An 18,082-nucleotide genomic window follows, 5' to 3' on the forward strand; every position below is an offset into this window, starting at 1 on the left:
CGTTGACGTTGTTCTTAGTTTTGGGTAGATTCAAGTCTGCTCCTATTTATTGCGTCGCATCCGAAAAAGACGACGGAGCTGCTGCAACGCCTGGGATTCCGCCCCAGGCGTTGCCTTTTGTAGGCCGAGTGCGCCTTACGTCGTCGATTCCAATGGTGGTCCATTGGTCGACCTTGAGTCAACTGGGCGTGCGGGGGGCATGCGGGGTGTGCGGCCCTATCGCTAGCGGCCCTGATTGACTCGCAGATTTTTCTCTTTGCCTCAGACATCGCAGGCCCATCGAAAAAAAAGAAAACCCGCCAGTGGACCTCAGGGACGCCGTCCCGCCCGCGTTTTGAGGGACGGTCGGACATCAGCCAGAGACACGACCCACCGCTTTGGGCGTTTTTCATATCTTGAAAAATAGGAACAACCTGGCCAGGTACTGTCCCATGGTGCAAAGTCTTGCCGAGTTGCCTGCTGCCATGCGTTCCATGCCGGGAACAAGGTCCACCGGGACAGGGCGAGGGGCTCTAACGCGGCTGAAGAAGTCCCAGAGGTCTCCTCAGCATCACACTGAGTCCCGGACGACAGCCAGTCCGCAGGTAGCCAGCACGCCCAAGGCGACGAGCCCGATACGGAGCCACGGCACATCCTCAGTCCGCTTGATGCCGACGGACAGAGAGACGCCCACGCAGCCGGCGACGACCAGACAGATGAACACCGACAGCACCCGGTACGCCGCGCCGTTCTCAGACCACCAAGCCCAGGTGCCGAACACCGCCGGCACGAACATCAGCAGGCTGAGGGCGAGCAGCGGAAAGGCGATCCTCCACCGCTTCCAAACGCTCATCGTGGTCGGCCCTCCTGAGGGTGGTTCGGGTCAGTCGTGCCGTCTGAGCCTGGAAACGCCAAGTCGCCAGCATCATGCAGCAGTCGAGCCTGCCGCTCGAACTCGGCTCGATCCTCAGGCGACATCGCATCACGACGGGCCATCGCCTCAGCGAACGCGGCATGCAAAGCCGTGCCGTGCCACGACATCGACGCAGTAGTACGGAGGTCCGCCTCACCGCTGAGGACGGTATGGGCCAACGAACCGAGAGGATCGTTCGGGCCCCGGGTGCGGGCCAGCTTGGCGAGCACCGCACGGGCGAGCGATAGAGCCGGCGATGCCCTTGAAGGTTGCTTCGGCGTTGCCGTAGAAGGTCGAAATCTCGTTGTACAAGTCGTACGCCTGCCAGGCGTAGTACGCAGCGACCCCATAGCCGAGCACGGGGCCAACCCCGGTCTCAATGGTGGCCGTACCCACCGCCGAGGCGGCGTTGACGATGATCAGCACATCGATCAGCTTGCTGATCAGACCCGTAACCACCGAGTAGAGCTGCTTCGCGGCCTCGGCTGCGCGGGTGTAAAGGTCGGCGTACTGGTCACAGACAGGATGCAGGGCCTGCGCGGCGACGCCGAGAGACAGTTGGTACTCCTGTTCGGCCTCCGCCGCGTTGCCGCGCCACACGGCGGGCACGTCAGCGGCACCACTGATCAGGTTGCGGCCGAGGTCGTCCATCGCGTCACCGATGATCCGCCACGCGGCGGCACACCGTACGTAGGCGTCCCAGTCACCGCTGAACGCCTGGCCCCACCCTTCGAACGGGTCTTCCCCGAACAGCCAGACGCTGACCTGTCTCAGCCACGCCGCCGGGCTGATCAGGTCTGCCAGCGGGTTGATCTGAAACATTTCAATGCCGGTGGCGTAGTTCGGGGCCACCAACCGCGCCGCTGGCTCGGCGACATCAGCGAACGACATGCGGGGGCTCGTCGGCCACAGATCCGGCCGGACGGGGCCGGCAAGGGTGCCGCGCAGCCGTGCAGGGTCACGGGCACCGGGATAGCCCTGGTCCAACCTGGCTGCCGCAGACGCATCGGAGGTGGCGTACTCCCGTTGCGCCAGGTTGACCTGAGTTGCTGCGCCAGCGGTCAGGGTCTTGAGCCGTTCTAAGCCCTCCGTCATGCGCCGATAGGCGGTGCGGTGCGGGCCTGCGAGCATCAGCAGCAAGCCCCGCTGATCGAACGTCAGATCACAGTGACGTGTCGTGTAGCCGTGGGCGTCCACAGCGTCCTCAGACGCCCGATGGAGCAGGTTGTACAACCCGTTGATACCAGGCGGGTCTACGTAGAAGTCGCCGCTCATGCAACCAGCCTGAACTGCACGCTTAGCCCTGGTGACTTCATGTGGCCTCCCCGCCATCAACCGCCAACATCACCGAAGGTCATCGAGCCGTCGCAGCTTACGGCAGGCCGTCAGCGTTCGCTGCCCCAAGGCCGGTGGGGTGTAGGCCAAGAGAATGCCCGTCGAATCGTGTGGCCTTCCAGCATGCGCGAGGGGCATGCTGGAAGGCCCCCACTAACGATGCTGGGCTGCGAGATCATGGGGCCATGGACGGGGCAGACGCAGTACGGGCGCAGCAGGTCCTACGCGACTTGGTCGAGAAGATCGACCAAGGGGAGCTGGAAGCACCACCGCTCTTGCTGGCCCGCCTTGCTGGGGCCCTGGACGCCCTCGATGCGCTTGACTGCACGACAGACCGACAAGGAGAGACACCGGATGATGAGCATCCCTCAGGCGGATAGAGATCACTTCCGCACCCTCGGCCGAAAGCATGGTGAGGAAGAGTTGCGAGCCGACCCGGAGGGAGTAGCTGAACGAAACCGAGCCGTGCGGCTCATCGTGACGCAGGCCCGAGAGGTGAGGGCGGCCAGCCGGGGCTGACTGAGGTATCAACCGACAGCCTCGCCATACACCAAACGGACGTTTGCTGTATGGTCAACGCATGGCCCGAGCGAAGAACGCCCCCGCAAACACCGTTGTTGCCTACGTCCGAGTCTCGACCGGGGAGCAGGTGGAGTCCGGGGCCGGACTTGCTGCGCAGCGGGCCGCCATCGAAGCGGAGGCGGACCGGCGGGGCTGGACCATCGTGGCCTGGAAAGAAGACAAAGCCGCTTCCGGGAAGTCGCTTGAGGGTCGCCCTGGCCTGGCTGAGGCGTTGGAGCTGATCGAGTCTCAGCAGGCTGCAACGCTGGTGGTCGCCAAGCTGGACCGACTGTCCCGGTCCCTGATCGACTTCGCCGCTCTGATGGAGCGGGCCCGCTCCAAGCGTTGGAACCTGATTGCGCTTGACCTCGGCATCGACCTTGCGACCCCTGCCGGTGAATTTCTCGCCTCGGTCATGGCCTCTGCCGCTCAGTGGGAGCGACGCATAATCGGTCAGCGGACCCGGGAAGGACTGGCGGCCAAGAAAGCCGCTGGTGTGCGCCTTGGCCGTCCAGCTTCCCTGCCGGTAGACATCCGTACTCGTATCGTTTCCGAGGCCCGCGATGGTGCGAGCCTCGCGGCTATCGCCCGTAGCCTGAACGCCGATGACGTCCCGACTGCTCAGGGTGGAAAGAAGTGGTACCCCTCCACCGTGAGGGCTGTGCTCGCATCGCAGGAGGCATCGCAATTCGCATGATGTCAGAAATCAATTCTGCAGCTAATTCTGCCCCGCGCCTATGGTGTGACGGTGCTCCGTCGCACTCCCCTATCTGCGTTGATCTGGTTAGCCAGCGCCTCCATCTGTGGATGCTTGTACAGCAAATCTAGTGCATGCTCAAGAAGCTTGACCCCATCAAGTACATCGCGCACAGTCAGCGTCGCCTCGTGAACACCTTGGTTTCCAAGCCACTTCACGGCTTGCAGTGTTATCGCCACGTCGGGCTTCGTTGCTTTGAGCTCGGAGATTCGCCGAGCCAGGGGACGCCTCGAAGTGTCACCCAATTCGGTCAAGAGTTGTTCGACTGCGAAGCGCAAGCGGCCTGCAGTTGCACCCGGGTCGGCCCACAGCAGGGCCGCCGCCTTGTCAACATGCTGCTGGATCGACTCCGGGCAATTGTCATGAAATTCAATCAGAGGCAAAGGTGGCTGCGCGAATCGAAGTAGATACGCCGAGTCGTAATCGATATTGCGCTGATGGTCGGCAACTTCGATTACTCGCATTTCACCCGTCACAAGGACATCTTCACCGCATCGCTTTGCATTGCAGTGCAAAACTCCGCGGAACTTGCCACTGATCCAATGTGGCTCCCACGATTCATGCGTCTGCTGAAGCACCGTTGATTCGGCTGTTGGGAGGTCTTCGATTGCCTGTAACGAGAGGGTTACACTCCGACAAAAAGGGCAGATAGTGTCAGGCCAGTCGTCGTCGACGATCCAGTCCCCTAGCTTAGCTAGATGCTGATTCACCACCGGAGGATAGCCCATAGCTTAGCCAGGTAATGGCCTGTAAATTGCCCGAATTCCCACCAACTTAGGGCAATACCGGAGGCGTGCATGCGCCTAAAGGCATGGGTCCGGGAGGTGGATCGGCCAAAGTTTCGACCCCCCCTCCGCCCTTAGAACTAGGCATCCGCTGCCACCGTCATGCACCCGCGATGCCACAGCCGGTACCTCGGCTGCCCATGCTGGTAGTCCACCATCACAGTGTCGTCTGCGAGAGTGGGTGCCCCTGCGAGACGGGGTGCCTGAGAGGGCTTGGTGCCGACAACCACGTACTCATCGCACCCGCCGCACACCCAGAAAAGCGTTCGCCCGCGTTCGTCAGTAACCGCCATGCCGGGCAACGTACCCGTCTGCCCCCGCAAGCAGGCCCGGACACGCTGGCGTGCCTACGTAGTTCTGAAAGGGCCGGTGCCCGGTTTTTCCCCGGCCGTAATTGCAGGGCCCGCAGGCGGGCCGCAGGTTCGCCAAGTCGTTAATGCCGCCCTTGCTGAGCGGCACAATGTGATCCGCCGTAGTTCCCGGTCTGCGGCGACGTAGAGAGCGCGCAGGGCCGACGGCTAGGATCAGGGCTCGGTCACTCGGCCCGACGACGGGCCGTGGCCCTCAGTTACCCCCGACTTACCGGCGGGGCCATTAGTGGCCCCTAGCTGGCTTACAGGGCCCTGCCGGGCCCGTGCCGTTGCGGTTGTTGCTAGCCTTCCCGACGCCAACGGAGGGGAGGATTAGCGGTTGGCTCGGTTGATCCTCGCCACGGCAAACAGAAAGGGCGGCCCCGCCAAGGGCCGCCCTTAGTCACTGTCGAGCGGGCCCCTCAAGGGCCCGGTAGCTGTCCCATCAGTAGCCGTTCGTCCCCATGTCTCGTTCCTCGCCACGGGACCTCACTGAGATAGAGAGGGAAACGGACATTGAGCGTGGATTGCTGGCCGATACTGTTGACAGGTGTCAACCAGGCTGGTTGACATGCTGCACCACCAGCGGTTTTGCGCTACGTCCTGACGACCTGGTGCACCCGGCAGAACCTCGTCCCACGGCCCTGCTGCTGATGGTCCGCGTATGGCATCACCAGACACAACGGGCCGGACGACGTGTCCACCAGCCCTTTGTCTACGGCCTGACGAATGGCGCGGCTCACAGCCGCTACGGTTGCACGGCAATGCCGATCCTGGTAGCCCAGGATTCCGGCTAGCTGCCCTTTGCTCATCTCAGCGTGCCCGATGCGGTTAGACCACCCCTCCGCCGCATACCGCACCCGCAACCACAGCGGAAACCCAGGATCACGCGCACGCTGCTTGCTCTGCTCGTGAGGGCTGGCCCACCATGAAGCACTGCCGCCGAAGTCGATTCGATTCGTCGGCTCACGGTCAACACCCCGAACGTAGCCCACCTCATCCGGAGTGAGCGTTCCCGACTCGTCGGGACTATCGAAATCCAGAAAAGCAGGCAGGGACACTCGACCCCCATTCTTTTTTGGGCAGGGGTTCACCCTTGCCCGTGTAAACGGTCTGCGGTTCGCCAAGATTGGCGGCGGCAATCACTAGGCACTCAAGGGGCGTGATCATTTCTTGCATCACGGTGCAGCCTCCGCCCTATTCTTACTGGGTGTTCCCGAACAGCCCTCTAAGTCGCGCCCACTGCTCCGGCGAAAAGGGCGGGGCCCCATCAACAATTCGCCGAATACACGCTTCCAACTCGGCATTTTTGGACATTCCTGATCTGCCGCGATTTGATGCGCGGCCCCTAGAAATGGACAGACTTACCCCCAGTCGAAAGAGAAGGTGTGTAAACGGCTTGCGACCGTAGAGACAAAGAACGGGTCCAATCGTTGGACCCGTTTAACGTGGCTGGTTCCCGTTTCCGGGGCTACTTGAGTAGCTTATCGGGCCCCAACAGGGCCGGTGCACGTCGGGCAGTCCCGGGCGGCCACGTTCCCCGCCCTACCGCCGGGGGTACAGCATCTCATGGCCGAACACCACGACTCAGCGACCAGCGCGGGGCCAACCCGTTTCAGGACTGCCACCACCCAAACACGAGGCACCACCTGTAGGCAGACAGGGAGAAAGCGGGGTTGCTGGAACGATCCGGCAACCCGCCTCCCGGCGTTTCCCGGGCTGGTCGACCTTGCAACAGTGGCCAAATACGGCACGCTCACCAGCAACGTAGCCCCCGGCCAAGGGGTCGGTACGGCGATCTCGACGACTCTGGAACCGTGGCAAGATCTCGACTGCTAAGACAAGGCGGTGCGGAAGTTCGGGCTCAAAGGGTCACACCCCCAGGGGCCGACTCACTCTTGCCGCCCACCTGCCGGATCGTCGGGCGACGCATCACCACGCCGCTTCCGGCCAGCATTTGCGATGTTCACGTGTAGCAGGGGCACCTCAAGCGAGCCATGCTCTTTGAGGAACCTCTTGATAAACAAGTCGACCGACTCTGAACTGAACTCTTGACGCACGCCAAGTTGCACTGCGTTTAGTTCATCCGCAGCGTGATCAAGCGCACTAGAAGTAGAGTGGGCCTTGCGCTCAAGGCTTCTGAGCCGCTCGCTATCTACCGTGGTTGCCGCCCTGGTTGATTCGAGTTCGGCTCGTAGTTCCGCATTCTCGCGCTTCGCCTCGGTCAACTCCTCCTGCACCCGAACGAGCTGATCGTTCAGACCCTCCGTCAGGGCGGTAGCCATCTGCACGAACTTCTCAGCGACATTGACTTTTCGCTCACGTCTGGAAAGCAAATGGCCGACAAGAACTGTTAGGGCACTTCCAACCCCAAGCGCAGCGATGACGGCGATGGCGGCGTTGATCTTCTCGGCGGTGGTCACTCTATCTGCCTCGGATCGATAGTGGGCTCAATAGCGGCAGGTTACCAAATCGGCCACAGTGGACGGGACGATCGGATCGAGAAGAGTCGCGCCCCACCCCTATCCACGCCCCTGACGGTGCTCGTCCTCTCCGTGCTGATCAACCATGTCCGCCCACACGTCCTCATCTACGGGTGGTGGGGTCGGAACAGGGTCATGCAGGTCGACGAGCGTTCGTCCTGCTGGCTGCCTCCTCCTGTACCTGATGATCTCTGCCCGGCTCACACGAACTTTGAGCTGCACACTCCCCACGGCGTCGCTTGCTCCGGCAAGGCTGGTACTGAACTCGCGCAGCCTTCGGCGGACATCGTCGCGTTGACGGACCTCCTGACCAACAGCGACGGCTTTCGCAAGCTCCACCCTCAGCTCATCGCTTTCTTGCCGGACGGTGGCAAGGGCTTGTTGAGCGCGCGTCAGCTCCGCTTCCATCCTCGTCATCAGGGTCTCAGCTATCTGCACCGACTTGTCAGCGATGTTGATCTTTCTCTCTCGCCGATGGAGGAGGTGCGTAACCCAGGCTTGCAGCAGGGCACCAACACCCAGTGCGGCGAGGAGGGCGATGCCAGCGGTGATCTTCTCGGCGGTGGTCACTCTGCCTACCTGGGGAGGGTGGACGTTTATCCGGGCGGCCAGGCTATCAACGCTTTTGACCGACAACGGACAGCGAGTGCGACCCACCGGCGGTAGCTTGCTCCGAATGCAGCCCGATCCGGAGACTGACGAGATCATCACCGCGTACGCCGCAGGGCAGGACGTTGACGCCATCGCGAAGCGGTACAGCCTGACACGCGAAGAAGTCTGGCATTTGGCCGAAGGTGGCGACCAGGTGCAGCCGGCGCGGCAGTCGTGGCGAGACAGCAAGGGCAACCGGGCGCTACTCGGTGTCGCCCTTGGCTGGGTCGCATGGTTCTTCGCTGACCTGCTCGGCGCAGAGACGGTGCCGAGCGTCGTCCTGCTGGCTGTCGTGGCCTCCCTCGTCTACGCCATCGCGGCACCCCGGCTGTAGCGCCACTCACCCCACATCCATCTACATGGTCAGCGTGTCCGGGGTTCTCCGACCAACCCGCGCTCTGCCCACGTCCGCGAGTCGCCACGCCACCGGGAGTTGCCGAGCCGGGCAGGATCAAGCGAGCGCGCTCCCCGGTATGTCTTGCCCACGCGCAACTCAAGCAGAAGCGACACCACCTGCCGTTGCTGGCCGACGGTCAGCCGTCCCCATCGCTGTTCTACGTCCGGGCCGACCAGGTCCCGAACCAGCGGAGGCACGTCGACATGCTGTGCCCTCTGGTCGGCATCCTCGATCTCGGCGAGCAACGTCCGCTCGATGACTGCGAGTCCGCCCGGGGTGATCTCGTTCCGTGCCGCTGCGGCGTACCACTCATCGAGCCGTGCCCGCTTCTCTGCGGCTTCCTGCTGGGCCTTCTCCACCTCGCCCAAGTCTTCCGGCGGGGCGAGCAGGTCGAGGGCATCCGGTCGGGACAGCCGAGCCATGAGCACGGCAACCACGAACCGATCAAGTACCTCGATCTTGACCGACACGCAGAACCCGACCATGCATATGTAGGCGTGGTGCGTCCTGTTCTTCTGGACCCTCGTACGCCCGCCGCACACATCGCAGACGGCGACGCCGGTCAGCAGGTGCCGCACCGCTGTATCCCGCTGGGTCCGCCGCTTCGGACTGGTCAGGATCGACTGACACAGCGCATACGTCTCGTCATCGATGATCGCCGGCCAGTCAGCATCACCAACGATCTTCCCGAGGTAGACCCGCTTCCCGATGTAACCAGGGTTGCGCAGCATGCGGCCGATCTGGCTCAGGCTCCACCCGTTGCTACCTCCCCGGGGAGTCGGGATACCTCGGGCGTTGAAGTCCTGGGCGATCGAGTAGCAGGTTTCGCCGCTGGCGACCCGGCGAGCGGCTTCCCGGATCACTGCGGCGTGCCCCTCGTGCGGCACCTGGGCGACGTACTGCCCGCCGTCCCCGTATTCCCGGCGGTAGCCGTAGAGCAGGCGGCCATGCGGCTTCCCAGCGGCAGCGTTGGCACGCACAGCCCGTAGCACCCGATCCCGGGTCAGATCAGCTTCCCGCTCGGCGAGCAGGGCATCAAGTCCGGTGGTGAAACGGTCATCCGTGCGGGTCAGGTCATACAGCCTGCCCGAGTAGCTGTAGCCGATGCCCTCCCGGGCGCACAGGTTGCGCAGTGAGAGGTACGCCTCAAGGTCTCGCTGTGCCCGGCTGCCCTCCCACATCACCAGCACGTCAGCCTTTCCGGCCTCAAGGTAGGCGCGCAGCGCCTTGTACTGCGGGCGCTCCTTCTTCGCGTAGCGGCTGGCTGAGCGGTCGTTGTCGCTGAACACCCGTACGACCTGCCAGCCTTCCCGCTGGCAGACTGCCCGACAGTCGGCTTCCTGTTCTTCGACGGACCGCCCGAGGTTGTTCGGGTCGGATGAGACCCGCGTGTAGATGACCGCTCGCATGGCCTGGTAACCTACCACTCTCCTAAAGAAACGTTCGCACCGGACACCGCGTTGAGGTGGGTCATCCCGGTGGCGCGGAAGTCCTCCTCCACGGTGGCCGGCAACCGGCTGGTGTCCCCGACGACCAGGCCGGGCAGCAGACCACCCTGGTCGGGCGGGAGTGGGGCGCAGGCGCGGTGCAGACCGGCCCGCAGGGTGCCGGCGGCACGCTGGAGCCACGGCGGTGGCCCGTGCCGCACCGGTGGACCGGGCACGCTCAGCACGGCAGCGGTGAGGTCACCGCCCCGGGGTGCGGCCAGCCGCCCCTGGGCGGTCAGTCGCTGTCCGGGCAGCAGACCACGCCAGGTCGGGTCGGTGGCGAGCACGAGCACGCGTACCGGGGCCCGCAGGCGGTGCCCCTCGGGGTCGGTGAGCGTGGCCAGGTCCGCCGTGACGAGCAGGGTCGCCGGGCGGCCGGGTGCGCCGCGTACCGGGCGGGGATCGTCGCGGAGCACCAGGTCGGCGGTGACCCGGGCCCGGTCGTCGACCAGGGCACGCACCGGGGCGGCGTCCCGCACGTGCAGGCGGGCTCCGGTGGCGGTGCTGCCACAGACCACGCCGAGCAACACGGCGACGGCGATCCAGCCGTACCGGCGGACCGGGGTGGCCGGGGTGCCCAGCACGCCGTGCAGATGCCCGGCGAGCAGCGCGGCGAGGACGGCGGCGGATGCGGCGAGCAGGACCGCCGTGCGGGTGGTGAGGTGCAGGCAGCTCAGCGCCGCCAGCCAGGCCGCCACCGCCAGCCCCGCCAGTCGCAGGTCGGGGGTCCGGTCGGAGGCAGGACCGCCGGGGTCGGTGAGCGGCGTCCCGGCCGGGGTCCGGTAGGGGGCAGGACCGCCGGGGTCGGTGGCCGGTGTGCAGCCGTCGGCAGCCGGTCCGCCCGGCCCTGGCCACCGACCGGCGGTGACGCCCCACCGATCCGGGAGCGGCCCGGGACCGCCGGTCGCACCGTCATCCCACCCGGGACCGCCGGTCACACCGTCACCAGGTCCTTGAGCTGCTCGTACCGGGCGTCGCCGATGCCGTCGACCTGACGCAGGTCGCCCACGCTGCGGAAGCCGCCCTGCTGGTCGCGGTGGGTGAGGATGCGTTGGGCGAGCACCGGACCGACCCCGGGCAACGCGTCGAGCTGCGCCAACGTGGCGGTGTTCAGGTTGACCCGGCCACCCGGCACACCCCCGCCCGGCGCGGCTGGGCCGGCCGCAGCGGCGTCCGGCCCGGTCGCGCCGGGCGGGGCGGTCACGCCGACCAGGATCAGCTCGCCGTCGGCCACCTTCCGCGCCGGATTGAGCAACGCCACGTCGATGCCGGGCAGGACACCGCCGGCCGCCTCGACCGCGTCGGCGACCCGCGCCCCGGCCGGCACCCGGACGAGCCCGGGGCGGCGTACCTTGCCGGCCACCGCCACCACCAGCTCACCTGTCGGCTTCGGGGCCGGGCCCGACGCGGACCCGGCGGAGGACTCCGGCCCGGCCACCGCCGTCGCCGTCGGGACCGGTTCCGCCTCGGGGCGCGACCGCCAGGCCCAGAACCCGGCACCGAGCACCACGACCACCGCCACGGCAGCCAACGCCCGGACACCGCGCCGGCCAGGGTCGAAGGCACCGGGGCCGGGCAGCCGACCGACCGACGCCGGGTCGTCACCGTCGGCGCGGGGCAGCCGGTCGGGGTCGAGTGCCTCGCGGCGGGGCAGCCGGTCGGGGTCGAGTGCGTTGCGGCGGGACGCCTCACCACCCGGGACCGGATCGTCCAGGTCTGCCTGACGCGACCGGTCGACAGCGGGAGGGTCGACGACGCGCGCGCCCACCCCGGGTGAACCGCCGACGGGGAGACCACCGACCTCCGGTGAGGCGGCCCGGCGGGAGCTGGAGCCGCCGGCCGGGCCGGGCCGTCCGGCCGGCACCCCACCTACGCCGTCGCCGGACGGTACGCGAAGCCCGACCGCCGGCCGGTACGGGCGGGGTGGCGGCTCCGGCGGCCCTGCCGCCCGCACCGTCGACACCCCGTCGGTCAGCCGGTACAGCCGTCGCCGCACCATGGTTTCCTCATCCTCCGACACGGCGCGAGGTTAGGCCGACGGACGGCACCCGCTCAGCCCGACGGAGGTCGGCTGTGGACGACGACGAGGGCTGTGGACAACCACCTGACCATGGCCGGGATCTGCTATGGCACGGGCAGGCAGGACGTGTCGGCCCGTACGTACACCGGCCCTCATCCTCGGGCCCGCGCCCAGGCGACGAAGCGGTCCGCCAGGTCCGCGTGCCAGTCGGGGTTGAGCTGGGTGAGTTGGCTCCCCGCCTCCTGCATCAGGGTGCCGAGGTAGACGAGCGGGGCGGTCCGGTTTCCCCGGTACTCGACGAGGAGCGCGAGCTTGGCCGGCTGGCACGGCCACTCCCTGCCGCAGTTGCGGCAGCGGCACAGCGGGCGCATGGCGACGTGCGGTACGGGCGGACGGCCTGCTCAGTCGGATACGGGACGCCCTGATCAGGGAGAGCCTGATGCCGTGGTTCCGCGAGTGGGTCACGATCGAGCGGCAGGAGATCCTTGAGCGGGACAGTCCGCCACTGTTCGTGGCGGTGTTCGACTACACCGCCCTGGAGCGCCCGATCGGTGGCCAGAAGGTGATGCACGAGCAGTTGCTCCACCTCCGGGAAGTGGCGCAGCGGCCACGAGTCCACATTCGCCTGGTCCCGAAGGGCACGGGGGCGTACCACGGGCTGAACGGCGCCTTCGTGATCGCCACCCCGGCGGAGGGTGACGACGTCGCCTACCTGGACAACCAGCTACAGGGATCGATCGTCGAGCGGGCGGCGGACGTACACTCTCTGCGGCAGGCCTGGGAGTCTGTGCGCGCAGCGGCTATGCCCAAAGGGCCACCCTCAAGTTGATCTCGGAGGTGGCAGAGTCGTGGAGCTGACCGGCGCGATCTGGCACAAGAGCACGCGGAGCAGTGGCAACTCCGGCGACTGCGTCGAGGTGGCGGACAACCTGCCCGGTGTCGTGGCCGTGCGCGACAGCAAGGACCCGTCCGGCCCGGTGCTGGCCTTCGATCCGACGACCTGGCGGTCGTTCGTCGGGTTCGCCAAGCGCGCCTGACCCCGGCACGAAACGACCCGCTCCGCGCGCGGTACGGGCGGGAGCCGGCCATCGGTGCCGCTCACCCACCCCGCGTCAGGCCGGCCGGCGGTGGACCACGACGCTGGCCAGTCCCGGTCCGGCGTGGGCGGCGACCACCGCACCCGCCTCGGAGGCGTAGGTGTCGTGCAGGCGGTCGCCGAGCCGGGCGGTGAGCGCCTCGACCAACTGCTGGGCGCGTTGCGGGGCGGCGAGGTGGTGCACCCCGAGGTCCACGTCGGCGTCGCCGGCTGCCTCGACGGCCAGGTCGATCAGGCGGGCCACCCCCCGGCTGGCGGTACGCACCTTGTCGCGCACCACGATCGCGCCGTCCGGCATGTGCATGATCGGTTTGACTGACAGGGCGGTGCCGAGCAGTGCCTCGGCCGCGTTGATCCGGCCGCCCCGGCGCAGGAACTCCAGCGTGTCGACATAGAAGAAGATGGTCGTCCGGTCGACGGCGGCCAGCGCTGCGGCGCGTACCCCGGCCAGGTCGGCACCGGTCTCGGCGGCCGAGGCGGCGGCGAGCACCGGGAAGCCGAGCCCCATCCCGGCGGACCGGCTGTCGACGACCTCGACGCGGCCACCGACCTCGGCGGCGGCGAGCCGGGCCGCCGCCACCGTGCCGGACAGCTCCGCCGACAGGTGCACCGACACCACCCCGTCCGCACCGTCGGCCAGCAACCGCCGGTACGTCGTGACGAACTGGGCCGGCGACGGTCGGGACGTGCTCACCGAGACCCGCCGGCCGCCGAGTGCCCGGGTGGCGTCGGCGGGGAAGGTCTCCACCCCCTCCAGCCCTTCCGCTCCGTTGAGCACGACGGTCAACGGCACCACGGTCAACCGGTGCGCCCGCACCGGCTCGGGGGGCAGGTAGGCGGTGGAGTCGGTGACGACCGCGACGGACATGACCGGCACGCTAGCCGATGCCGGGGCGGGTCGCCCGCGCCGGCCGGCTCAGACCGGCTCGGACGACGCCGGCCGGGCCGGCGGGCCGACGTTGTGGGCGCGCAGGTGCCAGCCCCGGACGTCGTTGCGACGCAGCTCGGTCCAGTGGCAGTTGGCCAGTGCGCCGACGCTGCGCAGCACGTCATGGTCCCAGCCGAGCAGGTGACCGACGCCCTGCCGGGCCGCGCCGCCGTGGGTGGCGACCACGACCGTGCCGCCGTCGGCCAGCTCGACGGCGGCCAGCAGCGCCGTACCGACGCGCTTACCGAGGTCGTCGAGGGGTTCGATGCCCGCGCCCGGGTCCGGGTCGCCGGCCCGCCAGCGGGCGTACTCGGTGGGGAACCGTTCGGCCGCGTCGGTCAGGGCGAGGCCCTGCCAGTGGCCGAAGTGGCGTTCCCGCAGCCTCGCGTCGGGGCGGACCGGATGGCCGGTGAGCTGGGCGAGCGCGGCGGCGGTGTCGGCGGCGCGGCACAGGTCGGAGGCGACGACGACGTCCGGGCGCAGCGCCGCGAGCAGCGGCGCGGCGCTACGGGCCTGCTCCCGGCCGAGGTCGTTGAGGGGTACGTCGGTCTGCCCCTGGACCCGGCCGGCAGCATTCCAGTCGGTGTTGCCGTGCCGCCAGATGATCAGGCGGGTCATTCGGCGGCGGCACCCGTGGCGTCGGCGTCGACCAGGTCGCGGTCGACGAACGGGAGCTGCGGGCAGTCCTTCCAGAGCCGGTCGAGGGCGTAGAACTCGCGCTCCTCGGTGTGCTGGACGTGGACCACCATGTCGACGTAGTCGAGCAGCACCCAGCGGCCACCGCGCTCGCCCTCGCGGCGGAGCGGCTTGGCCTTCTCGGGCAGCTCCAGCAACCGCTCCTCGATGGCGTCGACGATGGCCATCACCTGGCGCTCGTTGGGCGCCGAGGCCACCAGGAACGCGTCGGTGATGGCGAGCTGGTCACCCACGTCGATGATGACGATGTCCTGCGCCTTTTTGTCAGCCGCAGCCTGGGCGGCGGCCATCGCCAGCTCGTGAGCGCGTTCGGAAACTGTCACCGTTCTCCTTCGATCAACCGTGCGACCCGTCAAGCGTCTCACACCCGACGCGGAGACGACTTGTCAGTTCTGGCCGGTTACCGGGACGAACTGGCGGTTACCGGACGGAATCACTGCTGGTAGAGCCGTCGTTTCGCGATGTACTGCACCACACCGTCGGGCACCAGATACCAGACCGGTTCCCCCCGACCGACCCGGTCGCGGCAGTCGGTCGACGAGATCGCCATCGCGGGCACCTGCACCAGGCTGACCGTGTCGGCGGGCAGGTGCTCGTCGGTCAACGCGAACCCGGGCCGGGTGACCCCGATGAAGTGGGCCAACGCGAAGATCTCGTCCAGGTCTTTCCAGGACAGGATCCGCTCCAGCGCGTCCGCGCCGGTGATGAAGTGCAGCTGCGCCTTCGGGCCGTACTCGTGGTGCAGGTCACGCAGGGTGTCGACGGTGTAGGTGGGGCCACCACGGTCGATGTCGACCCGACTGACCTGGAAACGCGGGTTGGAGGCGGTGGCGATGACCGTCATCAGGTAACGGTCCTCGGCCGGGCTGACCGGGGTGTCCGCCTTCTGCCACGGCTGGCCGGTCGGCACGAAGACCACCTCGTCCAGGCCGAACCGGTCCGCCACCTCGCTGGCCGCCACGAGGTGGCCGTGATGGATCGGGTCGAAGGTGCCGCCCATGATGCCGATCCGCCGGATGTCTTCCTCCACCCGATGATCGTAGGCCCGGCCCACCCCGCCTGAGCGGCCGGTGGGGATGCCGGGCATCCCCACCGGCCCCGTCAGGCGGCGGCAGCGGCGACCGCCGTCCGGGCGACCAGCGCCCGGCGCAGGTCGTCGGCGGCGTCGACGACGCTGCGCCGCAGCCCGGGGGTGAGGTCGTCCCGGCTGAGCAGGGCCGCGGCCGAGTCCAGGGTGGGCTGGGCCACGGCGTACCGGGGGAAGGCCAGCCGGGCGACCCGTTCGGCCACCCACGCGGTACGCCGTCGCGCCGCCGCCGGCATCTCGGTGAAGTACCGGTCGACGTACGTGCCGGTCAGCTCAGCCTGATCGGGTTGCCAGAACCCTTCGGCCGCCGCCTCGACGAGCCGGTTGGAGCAGCTGGTGTCCCGGGTGATGATCTCCCAGGCGGCGTCCTTCGCGGCCACCTCGGGCCGGGCCGCCCGGCACCGGGCGGCCCGCTCGGCACCGGTGGCGCTGCGGTCGGCCGACGCCTCGGCGGCGATCTCGGGCTCGCCGGCCGCTCCCAGCACCACCAGCCGGTGCAGCAGCGCCCAGCGCAGCTCGGCGTCGACGGCCAGCCCGGCCGGCACCTCCCGGCCCGCGAGCCACCCGGCCAGCAGGTCGGCGTCGGCGGTGGCGGAGAGCAGCCCCCGGGCAGCGGCCAGTTGCAGCGAACCGCCGGCCGGGGCGGCGGCGAGCAACGTGGCGCACGCTTCGGCCGTCCGCAGCAGGGCGGCGTCGCGGGCGAGCGGGTCGAGGTAGCGGTCGACCAGGTTGCGACTGCGGGCGAGCACGCTCTCGGCGACGGCCACCTCGGTCTCGGCGGGCAGGGCCACCGTCAGCAACGACACCACCGCCGACACCGGCCGCTCGCCGTCGGTCGCCGCGTCCAACGACTCCTCCCAGAGCAGGGCGCGGGCCAGCGGGTCGGTGAGCGTGGGCAGCACGGTGCCGACCGCGTCCGCCGACGCCGGGTCGAGCCGGATCTTGGCGAAGGTGAGGTCACCGTCGTTGGGCAGGAGCAGGCCCTCGGCGACCCGACCGGTCAGCTCGGGCAGCTCGGTACGCCCCCGGTCGGCGGCCGGGTCGAGGTCGACCTCGATCCGTTCGGCCGCGCCGTCGGGGGTGTACCGGCCGACGGCGATCCGGTGCGGGCGCAGCACCGGGTACTCCTGCGACGCGGTCTGCACCACGGCCACCGAGGACCACCGGCCGTCGGCGTCCACCGAGGTCTCCGTCCGCAGCGTGTTGACCTGCGGTTGACGCAGCCACCGGGCGGCCCAGTCGGTGAGGTCCCGCCCGCTGGCGGCGCTGAGGTTGGCGAGCAGGTCGGCCAGGGTGGCGTTGCCGAAGCGGTGGGCGGCGAAGTGCCGGTTGAGCCCGGCCAGGAAGGCGTCGTCGCCGAGCCAGGCGACGAGCTGGCGGAGCACGCTGGCGCCCTTGGCGTACGAGATGCCGTCGAAGTTGAGCAGGCCCTGGGCGGCGTCGGCGACCTCGTCCGGAGCGACCGGATGGGTGGACGGGCGCTGGTCGGCGGCGTACCCCCAGGCTTTGCGGCGGATCGCGAAGGTCGTCCAGGCCCGGTCGAACCGGGTCGCCTCGGCGGTGACCCGGTTGCCCAGGTACTCGGCGAAGGACTCGTTGAGCCACAGGTCGTCCCACCAGCGCATGGTGACCAGGTCACCGAACCACATGTGGGCCATCTCGTGGGCGATGGTGGTGGCCCGCTGCTCCCGCTCGCTGTCGGTGACCGCCGAGCGGAAGATGTCGTCGTCGCGGATGGTGACCAGGCCCGGGTTCTCCATCGCCCCGGCGTTGAACTCCGGCACGAACGCCTGGTCGTACTTGACGAACGGGTAGGGCTCGGCGAAGAGCTGGTGGAAGCGGTCCAGGCACTGCTTGGTGACGGTGAGGATCTCGTCGAGGTCGGCATCGAGGTGGGTGGCCAACGACTGCCGGCAGTAGACGCCGAGCGGGATGCCGTCGTGGTCGTCCCGCCGGACGTGCCAGGGGCCTGCGATCAGCGTGACGAAGTAGCTGGCCAGCGGCGCGGTGGGGGCGAACTCCCAGCGGCCCGGGGCCGGGTTGGCGGTGAGCGGGCCGTTGGCGGCCACCGTCCACTCTGGCGGGGCGGTCACCGCGAGGGTCACCGGGGCCTTGAGGTCGGGCTGGTCGAAGGCGGCGAAGATGCGCGGCGCCTCGTCCAGGAACGACATCGCATAGAGGTACGTCGCCCCGTCGGCCGGGTCGACGAACCGGTGCATCCCCTCACCGGTGTTGGAGTAGGCCATCTCGGCGGTGACCGTGAGGGTGTTCTCCGCCGCCAGCCCGGTGAGGGGGAACCGGCCGTCGGTGAGCGCTCCCGGGTCCAGCTCCCGGTCGTTGAGCCGGACCGTCTCCAGGGTCGCGGGCTTGACCTCGACGAAGGTCTCGGCACCGGCGGTGGCCCGGAACCGGATGGTGGTCGTCGACCGGAAGCGCTCCTCGCTACCGGTCAGATCGAGGTCCACCTGATAGGACTCGACATCGATCAGTGCGCGACGCGCGGTCGCCTCTACACGGGTCAGGCTCGGCATCCGCTTATCCTGCCCGACGGGGAGCC

Annotated in this window: 18 protein-coding genes and 1 pseudogene; 4 read left to right on the forward strand and 15 right to left on the reverse strand. The window is 68.2% G+C overall.

All coding sequences use genetic code 11. The features are described 5' to 3' along the window. Nucleotides 1-550 precede the first annotated feature (550 nt). Both ACQP2H_RS24145 and ACQP2H_RS24150 read right to left on the reverse strand, forming a co-directional pair. Complete coding sequence (locus ACQP2H_RS24145) at nt 551-832, reverse strand: hypothetical protein (RefSeq protein ID WP_433228990.1); 282 nt, start codon at nt 830-832, stop codon at nt 551-553. Between the two features lie 213 nt (nt 833-1,045). Further along, nucleotides 1,046-2,167 carry a hypothetical protein gene (locus tag ACQP2H_RS24150; protein ID WP_433228992.1) on the reverse strand — a complete coding sequence of 374 codons (1,122 nt, stop codon included), beginning with the start codon at nt 2,165-2,167 and terminating at the stop codon, nt 1,046-1,048. Between the two features lie 640 nt (nt 2,168-2,807). Between ACQP2H_RS24150 and ACQP2H_RS24155 the strand changes: the two genes are divergently transcribed. Next, nucleotides 2,808-3,485 carry a recombinase family protein gene (locus tag ACQP2H_RS24155; protein WP_433228994.1) on the forward strand — a complete coding sequence of 226 codons (678 nt, stop codon included), beginning with the start codon at nt 2,808-2,810 and terminating at the stop codon, nt 3,483-3,485. Between the two features lie 38 nt (nt 3,486-3,523). On the opposite strand, the gene ACQP2H_RS24160 is transcribed toward ACQP2H_RS24155, so the two are convergent. The 4 genes from ACQP2H_RS24160 to ACQP2H_RS24175 form a co-directional block, all read right to left on the reverse strand. Beyond that, nucleotides 3,524-4,255, reverse strand: coding sequence for a DUF4145 domain-containing protein (locus ACQP2H_RS24160; RefSeq protein WP_433228996.1), 732 nt, complete (start codon nt 4,253-4,255; stop codon nt 3,524-3,526). A 354-nt stretch (nt 4,256-4,609) separates the two neighbouring features. Next, entirely contained in the window at nt 4,610-4,789 is a 180-nt protein-coding gene (locus ACQP2H_RS24165) for a hypothetical protein (RefSeq protein WP_433228998.1), read from the reverse strand. Nucleotides 4,790-6,572: 1,783 nt separating this feature from the next. Continuing rightward, nucleotides 6,573-7,103 (reverse strand): hypothetical protein, encoded by a 531-nt coding sequence (locus tag ACQP2H_RS24170; protein WP_433229000.1) that lies wholly within the window; start codon nt 7,101-7,103, stop codon nt 6,573-6,575. A 99-nt stretch (nt 7,104-7,202) separates the two neighbouring features. Beyond that, a complete protein-coding gene (locus tag ACQP2H_RS24175; protein ID WP_433229002.1) occupies nt 7,203-7,733 on the reverse strand; it encodes a hypothetical protein in 531 nt (176 codons plus the stop codon). A gap of 106 nt (nt 7,734-7,839) precedes the next feature. Here ACQP2H_RS24175 and ACQP2H_RS24180 point away from each other — a divergent pair, with 106 nt between their 5' ends. Continuing rightward, nucleotides 7,840-8,148 (forward strand): hypothetical protein, encoded by a 309-nt coding sequence (locus ACQP2H_RS24180; RefSeq protein WP_433229004.1) that lies wholly within the window; start codon nt 7,840-7,842, stop codon nt 8,146-8,148. A 29-nt stretch (nt 8,149-8,177) separates the two neighbouring features. Here ACQP2H_RS24180 and ACQP2H_RS24185 read toward each other — a convergent pair whose 3' ends face one another. The 4 genes and pseudogenes from ACQP2H_RS24185 to ACQP2H_RS24200 all read right to left on the reverse strand — a co-directional run bounded on the left by ACQP2H_RS24185 (nt 8,178) and on the right by ACQP2H_RS24200 (nt 12,089). Beyond that, nucleotides 8,178-9,620: a recombinase family protein gene (locus ACQP2H_RS24185; RefSeq protein WP_433229006.1), complete on the reverse strand. Its 1,443-nt coding sequence runs from the start codon at nt 9,618-9,620 to the stop codon at nt 8,178-8,180. Nucleotides 9,621-9,643: 23 nt separating this feature from the next. Next, nucleotides 9,644-10,417, reverse strand: a pseudogene (locus ACQP2H_RS24190) (ComEC/Rec2 family competence protein); the annotation flags it as partial. Nucleotides 10,418-10,632: 215 nt separating this feature from the next. After that, a complete protein-coding gene (locus tag ACQP2H_RS24195; RefSeq protein ID WP_433233660.1) occupies nt 10,633-11,466 on the reverse strand; it encodes a helix-hairpin-helix domain-containing protein in 834 nt (277 codons plus the stop codon). Between the two features lie 404 nt (nt 11,467-11,870). After that, nucleotides 11,871-12,089 carry a flavin reductase gene (locus ACQP2H_RS24200; protein WP_357535712.1) on the reverse strand — a complete coding sequence of 73 codons (219 nt, stop codon included), beginning with the start codon at nt 12,087-12,089 and terminating at the stop codon, nt 11,871-11,873. Nucleotides 12,090-12,157: 68 nt separating this feature from the next. Here ACQP2H_RS24200 and ACQP2H_RS24205 point away from each other — a divergent pair, with 68 nt between their 5' ends. Together ACQP2H_RS24205 and ACQP2H_RS24210 are read left to right on the forward strand one after the other, a co-directional pair. Further along, the gene (locus ACQP2H_RS24205; RefSeq protein WP_255597701.1) at nt 12,158-12,547 is read left to right on the forward strand and encodes a DUF5753 domain-containing protein; all 390 of its coding nucleotides are present in this window, start codon (nt 12,158-12,160) and stop codon (nt 12,545-12,547) included. A 19-nt stretch (nt 12,548-12,566) separates the two neighbouring features. Beyond that, nucleotides 12,567-12,755 carry a DUF397 domain-containing protein gene (locus tag ACQP2H_RS24210; RefSeq protein ID WP_219464291.1) on the forward strand — a complete coding sequence of 63 codons (189 nt, stop codon included), beginning with the start codon at nt 12,567-12,569 and terminating at the stop codon, nt 12,753-12,755. A gap of 75 nt (nt 12,756-12,830) precedes the next feature. Here ACQP2H_RS24210 and ACQP2H_RS24215 read toward each other — a convergent pair whose 3' ends face one another. From ACQP2H_RS24215 to pepN, 5 genes are all read right to left on the reverse strand, one after another. Beyond that, nucleotides 12,831-13,682: a DegV family protein gene (locus tag ACQP2H_RS24215; RefSeq protein ID WP_219464293.1), complete on the reverse strand. Its 852-nt coding sequence runs from the start codon at nt 13,680-13,682 to the stop codon at nt 12,831-12,833. 48 nt (nt 13,683-13,730) lie between these two features. Further along, complete coding sequence (locus ACQP2H_RS24220) at nt 13,731-14,360, reverse strand: histidine phosphatase family protein (protein ID WP_208570130.1); 630 nt, start codon at nt 14,358-14,360, stop codon at nt 13,731-13,733. Beyond that, nucleotides 14,357-14,761 carry a ribosome silencing factor gene (gene rsfS / locus ACQP2H_RS24225; RefSeq protein WP_208570131.1) on the reverse strand — a complete coding sequence of 135 codons (405 nt, stop codon included), beginning with the start codon at nt 14,759-14,761 and terminating at the stop codon, nt 14,357-14,359. The genes ACQP2H_RS24220 and rsfS overlap by 4 nt, the downstream gene beginning before the upstream one ends. A gap of 110 nt (nt 14,762-14,871) precedes the next feature. Continuing rightward, nucleotides 14,872-15,468 (reverse strand): nicotinate-nucleotide adenylyltransferase, encoded by a 597-nt coding sequence (gene nadD / locus ACQP2H_RS24230; RefSeq protein ID WP_219464295.1) that lies wholly within the window; start codon nt 15,466-15,468, stop codon nt 14,872-14,874. Nucleotides 15,469-15,539: 71 nt separating this feature from the next. Further along, nucleotides 15,540-18,056, reverse strand: coding sequence for an aminopeptidase N (gene pepN / locus ACQP2H_RS24235; RefSeq protein ID WP_357535715.1), 2,517 nt, complete (start codon nt 18,054-18,056; stop codon nt 15,540-15,542). Nucleotides 18,057-18,082 lie beyond the last annotated feature (26 nt).

This window comes from Micromonospora sp. CA-248260 (genome assembly GCF_050942205.1).
In the GTDB taxonomy this organism is placed as follows: domain Bacteria; phylum Actinomycetota; class Actinomycetes; order Mycobacteriales; family Micromonosporaceae; genus Micromonospora; species Micromonospora antibiotica.